The sequence below is a fragment of the Stutzerimonas sp. genome (assembly GCF_982611455.1).
Genome location: NZ_CEXBBO010000064.1, coordinates 1 through 10,901 on the forward strand (window position 1 = coordinate 1; position 10,901 = coordinate 10,901).

10 protein-coding genes are annotated in these 10,901 nt (G+C 56.4%); 2 read left to right on the top strand and 8 right to left on the bottom strand.

Features of this window, described 5'->3' with window-relative positions:
- Positions 1-9: 9 nt before the first annotated feature.
- Positions 10-1,113, top strand: coding sequence for an ATP-grasp domain-containing protein (locus tag AC2LD7_RS21365; protein ID WP_484599642.1), 1,104 nt, complete (start codon positions 10-12; stop codon positions 1,111-1,113).
- A gap of 63 nt (positions 1,114-1,176) precedes the next feature.
- Here AC2LD7_RS21365 and flgB read toward each other — a convergent pair whose 3' ends face one another.
- From flgB to AC2LD7_RS21380, 3 genes are all read right to left on the bottom strand, one after another.
- On the bottom strand, positions 1,177-1,590 hold the full coding sequence (gene flgB, locus AC2LD7_RS21370) for a flagellar basal body rod protein FlgB (RefSeq protein WP_045423055.1): 414 nt from the start codon (positions 1,588-1,590) through the stop codon (positions 1,177-1,179).
- A 147-nt stretch (positions 1,591-1,737) separates the two neighbouring features.
- Entirely contained in the window at positions 1,738-2,097 is a 360-nt protein-coding gene (locus tag AC2LD7_RS21375) for a co-regulatory protein PtrA N-terminal domain-containing protein (protein ID WP_484599635.1), read from the bottom strand.
- A 391-nt stretch (positions 2,098-2,488) separates the two neighbouring features.
- On the bottom strand, positions 2,489-3,523 hold the full coding sequence (locus tag AC2LD7_RS21380) for an SDR family NAD(P)-dependent oxidoreductase (protein WP_484599636.1): 1,035 nt from the start codon (positions 3,521-3,523) through the stop codon (positions 2,489-2,491).
- A gap of 473 nt (positions 3,524-3,996) precedes the next feature.
- Here AC2LD7_RS21380 and AC2LD7_RS21385 point away from each other — a divergent pair, with 473 nt between their 5' ends.
- Positions 3,997-5,802, top strand: a complete 1,806-nt coding sequence (locus AC2LD7_RS21385; protein WP_484599637.1) for a glycoside hydrolase family 15 protein — start codon at positions 3,997-3,999, stop codon at positions 5,800-5,802.
- Positions 5,803-5,853: 51 nt separating this feature from the next.
- Here the strand turns inward: AC2LD7_RS21385 and AC2LD7_RS21390 are convergent, their stop codons facing one another.
- The 5 genes from AC2LD7_RS21390 to AC2LD7_RS21410 all read right to left on the bottom strand — a co-directional run.
- Positions 5,854-6,852, bottom strand: a complete 999-nt coding sequence (locus AC2LD7_RS21390) for an SDR family oxidoreductase (protein WP_484599638.1) — start codon at positions 6,850-6,852, stop codon at positions 5,854-5,856.
- A 33-nt stretch (positions 6,853-6,885) separates the two neighbouring features.
- Positions 6,886-8,346: a vitamin K epoxide reductase family protein gene (locus AC2LD7_RS21395; protein WP_484599639.1), complete on the bottom strand. Its 1,461-nt coding sequence runs from the start codon at positions 8,344-8,346 to the stop codon at positions 6,886-6,888.
- Positions 8,347-8,580: 234 nt separating this feature from the next.
- A complete protein-coding gene (locus AC2LD7_RS21400) occupies positions 8,581-8,910 on the bottom strand; it encodes a four-helix bundle copper-binding protein (RefSeq protein ID WP_100550038.1) in 330 nt (109 codons plus the stop codon).
- A gap of 477 nt (positions 8,911-9,387) precedes the next feature.
- Positions 9,388-10,215 (bottom strand): c-type cytochrome, encoded by an 828-nt coding sequence (locus AC2LD7_RS21405; protein WP_484599640.1) that lies wholly within the window; start codon positions 10,213-10,215, stop codon positions 9,388-9,390.
- 9 nt (positions 10,216-10,224) lie between these two features.
- A partial coding sequence (locus AC2LD7_RS21410) for a copper resistance protein B (protein WP_484599641.1) occupies positions 10,225-10,901 on the bottom strand: 677 nt, incomplete at its 5' end.

A 10,901-nucleotide genomic window follows, 5' to 3' on the forward strand; every position in this document is an offset into this window, starting at 1 on the left:
CCAAGCGGCGTGACTCACACCAAAGAGCCTTCGGAATTCCCGGGGCGGTTCATTCTCCTCTTTCAGCGGTTATTCGAGTCAGCAGGAATCGACTGCATAATCGCAGACCCAGCTGATCTGGCCTTTCACAACGATTGCCTCTTGATCGACGGAAAGCCTGTGGATCTCGTCTACAACCGACTCACCGATTTCTATTTGGAAGGCGACAATTGCAGCGCGCTGCGGAGCGCTTATTTAGCTGATGCCGTGACGGTAACGCCACACCCTCAGGCCTATGCTCTATACGCCGACAAACGCAGGCTGGTCGACCTAACCAACGCGCGCTTGTTGGAAGAGATTGGCGTTGATCCTCAGACCCGAGCCGCATTGGCCCACTACGTCCCGCTTACGGTCCCTGTCGAGCACCGCAATGCAGAGCACCTCTGGGACAACCGTCGCAGCCTCTTTTTCAAACCTGTCAGCGGGTTTGGTAGCCGCGGTGCGTACCGAGGAGAAAAGCTCACCAAGCGTGTGTGGGAAGAAATCGTTGGCGGAAACTACGTGGCCCAGTCCCTTGTAGTTCCTGGCGAGCGTAGAACCGTCGCCGACCCTCAGGTACGTGCGATGAAGTTTGACCTGCGCGCATACGCTTATGCTGGCAAGGTGCAGTGGAACGCTGCCAGGGTCTACCAAGGCCAGACAACCAACTTCCGAACAGAGGGGGGCGGTTTTGCTCCTGTGTTTACCTTAGGTGAGGAAGAGGAGCGAACCGGTTCCACAGAGCAGCGGTCGCACGCCTCGTTCACGTTCTTGCTTGACGAAACCGGCGCCGTAGATGAACTGCCGCACCCACAATATCTGGCGTTGGTTCGAGCTGAAAAGGCTACCTCAACGCTTGCCGGTAAACGTTTCCGATTGGCCGACTGGTATGTGGCAATAGAAGATGGCCGTCCTTCCAAAGTCATCCGAGAGTGGTACGGGTGGGTAGCGTTCGACGCAGCTGGTGGTTACCACCCTGAACGCGGTTCGCCGAAAAACGACGAGTCGGATAGTGATGACAATATAGATTCAACCGCTCTACCGACACGGGAAGAACACGATCGAATTGAGGAATTGTTGTTTAAAAGCGAGTGAGAGCCTGTCTCGCACAGCCCAGAGGTTCCTTCCGGGGCGCAGAGCCAAAGGAAGATTGCCTTCTCACTCACCTTTCAGGGCCATCATTAAACCCTTGAAAGCGCCGTTCAGCCGAGTAAATGCAGCCTGGAAACGAATCGAATTTTCCGCATATTTTGCTTGTTCAACCTGAACGTCGACTGTGTTCTGATCAAGTGATGGTTGATTGGGAACCCTGTAAAGTAGGGCCGCATCGCTAAGAGTAACCTCCAAGCCACCAGTATTCATATGGTTCTGGTTAGTTTTGGCCGGTGAAAACTCAGCGTTCATTGCCTGCTTGTTTTGAGCGGCAAGCACCGAGGCAAAATTCACATCCCTGGCTTTGAAATTGGGTGTATCAGCATTGGCTATATTGTTGCTCAGCACCTCTGCCCTTTTGGCAGTGTAGAGGAGCGCTTTTTCTGGCCCGCCTAGAGCCTTTTCGAAACTAATCCTCATCAACGATCCTATCAAGTTTGAAAAAAACAGTGCTGATCAGAATTACGTCGATCAGCCTGTAGGATTTACTCCCGACCTGGCACTTGGTCGGGCGGTGCAAAGCCAGAGAGCGTCCGTAATCGTAATGGCTGGAAGAGTAGCGATTTATTACGGATGACACTCCCTATTAGCCGTCATCAGCTTATGTTCGCGAATCATTTGTTTTAGTACATCGTCTACCAATTTGTCGTGCTTCTCCATCCAAGCCAAATGCTCCTCGGTAGAGACGTCTGGTCCTGGATGATCTTTATGGAGCTGGCTCATCATTTCTTCGAGCATTCCCATATGTTCTTTCATATGCGCTTGGCGCTCGCAGACTGGCGCTTTCTCTGCTTGAACCAAAACCGCTTCAGCTTTATCTCGCAGTTGCTGGACGCGTTCGAGAGTACGGTCACTTCCTCCTTCAGCCCAAGCCATGGAAGACAGCATCAGCGATCCGACAAGGTAAAAAGGTATCAACGATTTCATAGAAGTGACCTCCGTATTAAAGATTCGGCCGCTGCTACTGAGCCTGTTTCGATGGGCTAGGACCATACTTATGCCGCCTCTCAGAGCATCTATTTCTGCAAATTAGTTCATATACCCTGTCATGAAGCTGAACTAGTGATTACATTTTTGTAAGCATTTGGCTTTTCGACCGAGCGAACCGCGCACCCGGCATAAGCTGATACCTTGTCTCCAGAACTCACCAGCACGGGTAATCCATCCGAAGGCAGTTCAATCAGTCGGTAACAGCCGGCGTGGCTTTCTGCAAATCGCTTTCCCTTTGCGCGTGCATTCCGGCCGCGGTTCGAAGTGCTTGCGCCTGAAGCGCATCCCAGAACTCGCCGCCGCCCCCGGTTGATCTAGCGTCGCCGCGTTATTTCGATTGCTCTCGTGCAGCCTCTTCGCGCTCCATACGTTCACGCACGCCGCCTTCCACACCGGTGCCAGATTGCATTGGCTTGTAAAGCGAACCCGTTGTTGGGGGGGCTGGTGGTGCTTTTTCGATCTGCCAGCGGTGCGCGATGTTCGCCGCGATACGCTCGGTGAGAGAGGGGAACAACGAATGCGAGATCACTGCGCCCCGGGCTTTCCAGCCTACCGGTAAACGTTTGCGCGGGTTGAGCGAGACCCAGGCGATGGCTTCGACCACCTGCTCAGGGGCGTCCATTGCGGCCATGCGTGGGGTGCCGCCAGTGTAGTTGGCCGCGTGTTGCCAGAATGGTGTGTCCACAGCCCAGGGCATAACAGTGGCGACACTAATAGTCTCGCTGCCGCTCAGGCGAATCTCCTCGGCGATTGCTGCCCCGAGATTCATCACTCCTCCTTTGGTCGCTGCGTAGGAGGCATGGTAAGCCAGCGGTATCTCGCTCTCGACCGAGCCGACGTTGACCAGCGTGCCGAAGCCCTGAGTTCTGAACTGGCGCATGGCCGCGTGGCTTCCGTAGATCACGCCCTTGAGATTGACGTCCACAACCCGCGCATGGTCCTCGACGGGGACGTCTTCGAAGCGCCCCAGTGCTCCGACCGCTGCGTTGTTGATCCACACGTCGATACTGCCGAAGCGCTCAATGGCGGCATGGGCCAGGCCTTGTATGTCGTCTGGTTTGCTCACATCGGTGGTCACTACGAGTGCCGACCCTCCTGCCTCGCGTATCTGCGTAGCCAGCTCTTCGAGCACTTCGGTTCGGCGGGCCGCCAGCACCACGTCGCCTTGCAAAGCGGCAAGCCTGAGCGCCACGCCGCGACCGAAGCCACTTGAGGCGCCGGTTATGACGAAGGTTTTGCCAGCTACGCTTGGCTGGTCGTTTGGTTTCAGGCGTGGGGAAACGGCGCAGCCACCGAGATGCAGGAGGGTAAGCAGAAGTAGCAGCAAAGCCAATCTCTGCGATGGGAAGATTCGCAAAACCATTATCGCTTCTCCTGGCAAAGTCATACGGCCGAATGGGCCGAAATTCCAGTGTTGTACGACTGCCTTGTGCCAGCGCCGCAGCAGGACAGGCGAATAGAATTTTTCTGCTAGATCATTAATTTAGTAATGGCGCTGGAACCTGATTACATTTTTGTAAGCATCGGGCTGTATTTGTAATGAGCTATTCGAATGCTTGCTTGAAATGATTTTCTATGTGATTTATCGAGTCCGGCAAATCACAATTGAAAGCTACTCATTAGTCGCACAGTCGACTAATAATTTGTTTCTTATGTTTTCGCGCATCTTGAGTTTCGAAAAGCGACATCATTAGGGTTAATAAAGCAGGCTTACCTCGGGTTGCTCTTCATGTCAGCTTCGAGGTATTTATAAACTCAACGCGAGCCTGCCGCTTTGAAGCAGCAGTCTAGACTGGCCTTTGAATCGCCTGTAAGCGCACCGACATGAAGAGAACTATGAGAATTGATCAGCAGCTGACAGCTGGAAAGGCAGAATATCCAATGATCGCTTCGCTGGCGGCCGTCGGTGATGGTCGCTCCATGGCATTGGTCGGCCCAGATGGCAACGTGGAATGGTTCTGTCCCCGGTGCTTCGATGGCACACCGCTGATTTGGCCGCTGCTCGATCGCGATCGTGGTGGGCGCCTGCAGCTGTCGACACCGGGTGACCTCAAAACGCATTATCTGGACGATTCTGCAGTATTGGAGTTCGAGGTGCACAGCGCGTCCGGGTCCGCCCGTGTCACGCTTTGTATGGAGTGGCCTGGATCAGACGATCAGCAACGCTTGCTTTGGCAGGTAGACGGACTAGCTGGCCGTTGTGAGTTCACGCTGATGTTTGAGCCCCGTCCAGATTTCGGAAGCGTAGCCGGTGAGGCAAGCCTTTCGGCCGAAGGTTTAATCTATTCTTATCAGCGGCAACAGCTATTGCTTCAAGCGGACTGCGCACTGTATCCAGACGGTGAAGGCTGGCAGGGAGTCCTCTCAGTAGATGCAGGAGGGAGTGCCGGAATTTGTCTAAGCGTTTCCTTAGAGCAAGATGCCCCACCCGTTCCTGTATCGATTGAATCAGTGCCAGCTCGGATTGCGGCGACGTTGAAAGCGTGGCGTGACTGGTGTGCAGCGCTGGACTTCCCGGTCTCCTATCGGACCGACGTCGTGCGTAGCGCTATCACTCTTAAGCTGCTGACATACGAACCCAGCGGGGCGGTTGTAGCTGCTGGAACGACATCCCTACCTGAACACTTGGGCGGCGAGCGTAACTGGGATTATCGGTATACCTGGTTCCGAGATGCGGGGCTGACACTTGGTGCTCTCTTCGGCCTCGGTTGTCGAGATGAGGCACATCGTTGGGCCCAGTGGATGCAGCGAACCATTGAGCAGCATGGGACGCCGCTGGCCGTGCTATACGATGTAAACGGAGCTGCGCCGCCGCCAGAACGTAATATCGAAGGGGTTGATGGCTATCGCGGATCGCGGCCGGTGCGTGTAGGTAACGCTGCCGACGGCCAGTTTCAGCTGGATGTTTATGGCGAGTTGCTGGAGTGCGTGAGCATCTGCGATAGCATGGGTGACGATGCGATGCGGGCGCACTGGCCTCATATGCGCGCCGCTGCTGATTTCATTGCCGCGCACTGGCAGGAGCCTGACCAAAGCATTTGGGAGATGCGCAGCGCGCCGCGCCACTATGTGCACTCCAAGGTTATGGCGTGGGCCGGCCTACAGCGTGCGCTTTGGCTGAAGCGCCGCCATGACCTAGATGGAGATGAGGAAAGCTGGGTCAATCAGGCCGAGGCTCTACGTCAGTTAGTCCTGCGTCGTGGTGTCAGTGCCGACGGCAGCCATTTCATCCGGGCCTTCGATGACGATAGGCTTGACGCCAGCCTTCTGCTGTTAGCACGTATTGGTTTCATCGAAGGCAGCGACGAGCGTTTCATCAATACGGTCGATGCGATCCGTAAACAACTGGACGAAGGCGGCGTCGCGCTACGGCGCTACCCTGCTGAAATTTCGGATGGGCTAGAGGGCCGAGAAGGCGCCTTCTTCATCTGCAGCTTTTGGCTCGTCGAGGCATTAGTGCAAACCGGCCGGCCTCGAGAGGCAAAGGAATTTTTCGAACAGCTGCTGCAACGCAAGGGTGAGCACGGCCTGTTCGCTGAGGAGTTCGACACCCGAAGCGGGCAGCATCTAGGCAACATACCGCAGGCCTTTTCTCATGTGGGTTTGATCAATGCCGCACTGAGCCTCGGTTCTTTTGATTAACGTGCCCGCGCTCAACGGGCGCTCTTGCCTGACCTAATTGATGCGACCAGGCTAGCTGGCAATAGCAACAACTACCGCTACGCCAAACACCATTGCCAACGCCAAGGCACCCGCCGCCAGTTTGCCCACGGTTTCGGAGCTCAGGCCCAGTGCCTTTTCTTTCGTCTGGTCGCCGAAGCGTCCTTCGAGGCGATGCAGTCCAACTACCGGCTGGAACAGGTTGTCTGGTTGATCGGCATTGGCCGGCTCGTCGGTCATCTGCCCGCTCCAAGCCTGCTTGGCCATCATTCGATCGAGCAAACCTGGCATGAACATGTTGCCGATAATGGCCTGTAACGAGGCGCGCCCCAGCCAAAGTTCGCGAGGTGCGTCGGTCGCTGCACGGAGGATGGCGCGCGCGGCGACCTCTGGCGTATGGATAGGAGGGACTGGCTGCGGACGCTTTTGCATCTTGTTGCGCGACCAGTCGAATTGCGGCGTGTTATGAGCCGGCAGCTGCACCATGGTCAGCCGCACCCGGCTGTTGGTATGGATGAGTTCGCAACGCAGCGAGTCGGTGAACCCGCGAATCGCGAACTTGGCTGCGCAGTAAGCCGACTGCAAGGGAATCGCGCGATAGGAGAGGGCCGAGCCCACCTGGACGATGGTGCCTCGGTTGCGCGACTCCATATAGCGCAGCGCTGCCAGCGTGCCGTGAACGAAACCGAGATAGGTCACCTCGGTCACCCGCTTGTATTCCGCCGCGCTGGTTTTGTTGACCGGGCCGAACACCGTAGCCATCGCGGCGTTGACCCATATCTCGATCGGACCCAGCTCCGCCTCGATACGCTCGGCTGCCTTATCGACCGCCTCGGCGTCGGCCACATCCGCTGAAATCGCCAGCGTCATGGTGCCCTTTTCCTCCAGTTCAGCACGGGTATCGGCTAACCCCTCTTCGCCGCGGGCGATCACTGCGATGCGAAAGCCAGCTTGCGCGAACGCATGAGCTGTCGCTCTTCCTACGCCTGCGGTCCCGCCACAAATCACGGCGGTTTTTGCGCGGTCGGTCATGTTCGACTCCTGTGCTGGTTGGATTGCATTGGCTTAGCGCAACAGCGCGTTCCAGCCGGCATAACGGTGGTTAATCACCCCCTTCGGAAGGCTCAGCACTATTACCAGCAGACCAGCGATCAGGCTGCCGATCGTGGCGGCGAATCCTGCCCCGTCGAGGAACGAGGGCGCGGCGATCAACCAGGCGCCGATGGGAAGATTCAGAAACCGCAGCGGGCGAGCTACTTCTGCAAAGGCCAGCACCGAGACGGTGATCAACAGCGAGCCCATCAGATGGTCGCTGTTAGCCATGGCACCCCCGGTGCCGAAGATCAACCGGGTCGACATCAGCCAGACGCCTAGAATGCACAGCAGCGCGAGCCCCCAGGGAAGGTTCACTCCGCGAAGGCTTCTGAGGGTCATCGAGGAGAGGTTCCCGTCGAACTCTGGCGTGTTGTCCTCACGGGCGCCTTCCATCGCATCGCCTTTGAAGAAAGTTCTCCAAAACGGTTTGCCACGGCGCCGCGCATCCTTGAGGAACTGTCCCATGGCCACCAGCTCGTCCAGTGCGTAAGGCATCATCACCAGCATAGCCAAGGCTTGAGCCAGGCAAAGCGTGCACCACGTACCGATGAAGATCGGCTGGGCGATGATGAAGAAGATACTCACGACGCCCAGGGGCACTACCACCACGCCGAACGCGGCGACCATCCACGGCATGGTCCGCCAGCGCCGGGCATCGCCCATCACCGCCATGAGGAGCTCGATCATATAGGCCATCACACCGATCCCGGCATCGGACACCGGCCAGGCGCGCGACATGTCGGAAGTGATGATGGTTTCCGTGCCATTGGGCTGGGTGCCGAAGAACGGGTCCCAAGCATTCGAGGTATGGCCAAGCTGGTAGGCCGCCAGATAACGTGCCAGCAAGATGCCGAGCAGCGCGAGAATCGCGATGGGCAGGCGTTGCAGCCAGGTCGAAGGGTTGTAATCCCAGCCCGGTGGAACCGCGGCCTTCTGCATCATCCCGGACATGCTCATGCCGGGCATCATTGGTACTAGTGTGGAGAAGGCGATTACCAGCCCGCCGACCAGCAAGGCATTGCCGTAGCTCGCCGGGGATGGCGTCCAGAATAGCAGCGGCGCGAACATCAACCACAATCCCATGATCGTGTTGGCCCATTGCGCCCAGCTGATCCGTTTGAGCGAGAGGATGGCGAACAACACGATCAACGCGCCGCTGATGACATCGTTCCAGGTCATCAGCAACGCGCGAGTGGCGACCTCAGGCAGATCACGCTCGGCTGCCAGACGTGGCAGATCAAAGTCGCTCGGCGCTACGTTCATGTAGCCGAAGATGAAGGGCGCACTCAGCACCCAAGAGCCGAGCAATACATTGACGAAGTGGCACCACAGCGTCGCAAGGTAGCGTCGCTCCATCATCTGCATATGCGCATCCATACCCATATCGGACGACATGGCGCCTTGGCGTAGATATTCCCCTTGATGCTCCATAGATCTAGTCCCCAGCACTGAAGTATTGGTTACGTTGCGGCAAGAGAAAAAGCGTTACGGTGTCGCGACCGCGTGCAGGTTTGGGTGAGTTCGGGCAGCGGATATCTAGGCCCTTTCTGCTAGCAAGTCAGTTGACTTAGCTTCAACTGCACATGCTGGGATATAATGGTCAATCCGGCGAAGCTGCTCTGGCAACGAGATAATGAGCTTTGCCAGAGCAGCAAGTCGCGAATGTTACGCAGCCATGCGCTCGCATTCTTCAGCGCACTTCATGCACGCTTTGGCACACTCTTGGCAGTGATCCACTTGATGTTTCGCGCATTCCTCTCCGCATGCACGGCAGATCTTGGCGCAAAGGGCACAAAATTCTTTAGCGTACTCACTTTCTCGACTCATCAGTGTGGCGGCCAACCTACAAATATCCGCGCAATCGCGGTCAAGCTCGATGCAGCGAGCCATCATTTTTACGTCATCCTCACGCAGGCAAGCAGAGGCGCACGTTTCGCATACTAGGGCACAGTTCGAACAAGCTTGGATACAGGAAGCGAACATTGAGTTTGTCATTGTGTTCTCCAGGTTTCGAAAGTTGTATGTCGCCGGTGCCTACTAGCCGAATACACCCATAAGCGTATTAAGCAGGCACAAAAAATACGACAGGCTCCTATCTAACCCGTTTCGACCAACTCCATTACAATTCTGTAAGGTTCGTTCAACCGCACCGGGGATCTATGCGGGCGCAGTTGGGGGGCGACAAGCCAATAGATTGCCTGGCCGGCTTCGCTAGCCTGTTCTAGATGATTAGTGGGGTATGGCAAGCTCCCTGTCGCCACGACTGGGAGCCCTTACTGGGGAACGGCCGGAGCGAAAGCCGCTTAACTACGTGAGTTACTAGCCCTGCGGTCTAGCGTTTTAGGAAGCAATCGCAGAGCCCTCCGGTACCGTTGCGTCGACTAGGATGGCCTAGGGCCAACCCCTATGCTTGTGCTGAGGCGCCTTTCTAAGAGCCTGATCAGAAAAGCATAGGCACACATATACCGCATGTTAGTGCTCGTGTTGCTTCCCGTCTGCGTGCACATGGTTTTTTGAAGGGGATTTGCCTTCCGCATCGGCATCGGCATCGGCATCGGCACTGTCACTGCCATTGCTGTGCTCTACCGCCTGGGGCTCGTCGGAAGCGTGATGGTCATCGCTTTCGTTATCACCATGATGACCGGAGCCTGATTGGCCGGCTGCTCCACCTGAGCTGCTAGAGCGTTGGTGATCCGAGCCGCCACTGTTGTCCTGATGATGATCGTCCCTGGCCATCTCGCCATGTTGATCACCGTGCCCAGCTGGAGTCTCCCCACCACCATGCTGGTGACCACCGCTAGACGCAACGAGTGCTCGATACGCTCCTTCATCTAGCTCAGGAAGCTTCTGCAGGAAAGCCACCATCCCCCATATGTACGGGTCAGCCATGCTTTTACCCCACGCAGGCATACCAGTGGCCTTGATGCCATGCTTGATGACCCAAAACGTCTTTGCTGGGTCATCGTATAGCCCTGCTTCAGCCAAGTTGGGTGGAGCAGGATAAAGGCCTTTGCTTAACTCGGTCTCAGCCATGCCTGGCGCCAAATGACAACCCACACACATCGAGTTGTAGTTCCCCGCCCCGGCGCTGATTTGGCCTTCATCGTCAAGGGCTGGCACGGCTATGTCTTCGGAGCGAACCACAATCGAGCGATTGCGAGCAGTTTCCAGGAAAGCGTATACGGCTTCCGTATGAGGATCATCCGCGGCAACATTAATCAGTCCTGTAAAAACAACACCGGCCAATATCAACAGGCCTAGTGCGCAGAAGGTAACGAAGCTAATAATTATTCGTTTCATTGAAAGTCCTTAAAACCAAAGCCTGATGCCGGCAACGAGCCGCGCTTCATCTGCATCTTCGCCTTCATCTCTCGCCATATCAGCGGTATTGCCGTATGCCCGGTTCCAGGTGACGCCGATGTACGGTGCGAACTCACGAACAATTTCGTATCGGAGGCGTAGCCCCACCTCTGTGTTTGCAAGACCAGCGCCTACTCCGCGCGCTGGGTCGTCCTTGCCATAGAAATTGAACTCGGCAGTCGGTTGGAGGATGAGCCTGTTCGTTAGAAGGATGTCGTATTCGCCTTCTAAGCGTGCTGCTGTCTGCCCACCTTCACCAACAAAGGCGGTGGCTTCCGCTTCGAATCCATACAGAGCCAGCCCCTGAAGGCCGAACGCCGCCCACGTCTGCGGAGACGCGGGCTTAAAGTCCTGGCGAACACCCGCTACCACATCCCACCAAGGGCTTATTGCGCGCCCGAAGAGCGCCTGGATCTCGGCATCTTCAGTAACGCCATTTGTTCGCTCACCTTCCGAGCGAAACCAGAACCGATTGATATCGCCACCAACCCAGGCGGTAGCTTCCCAACTGAGAGTGCTACCTTCATCTGCGTCCTGGTACTCAAGTTGATCTAGCAGAAGGAACCAGGCCAGATACTTGTCATGGACCGTATGACCCTGAAGACCAGGGAAAGCCGCTTCTCTAT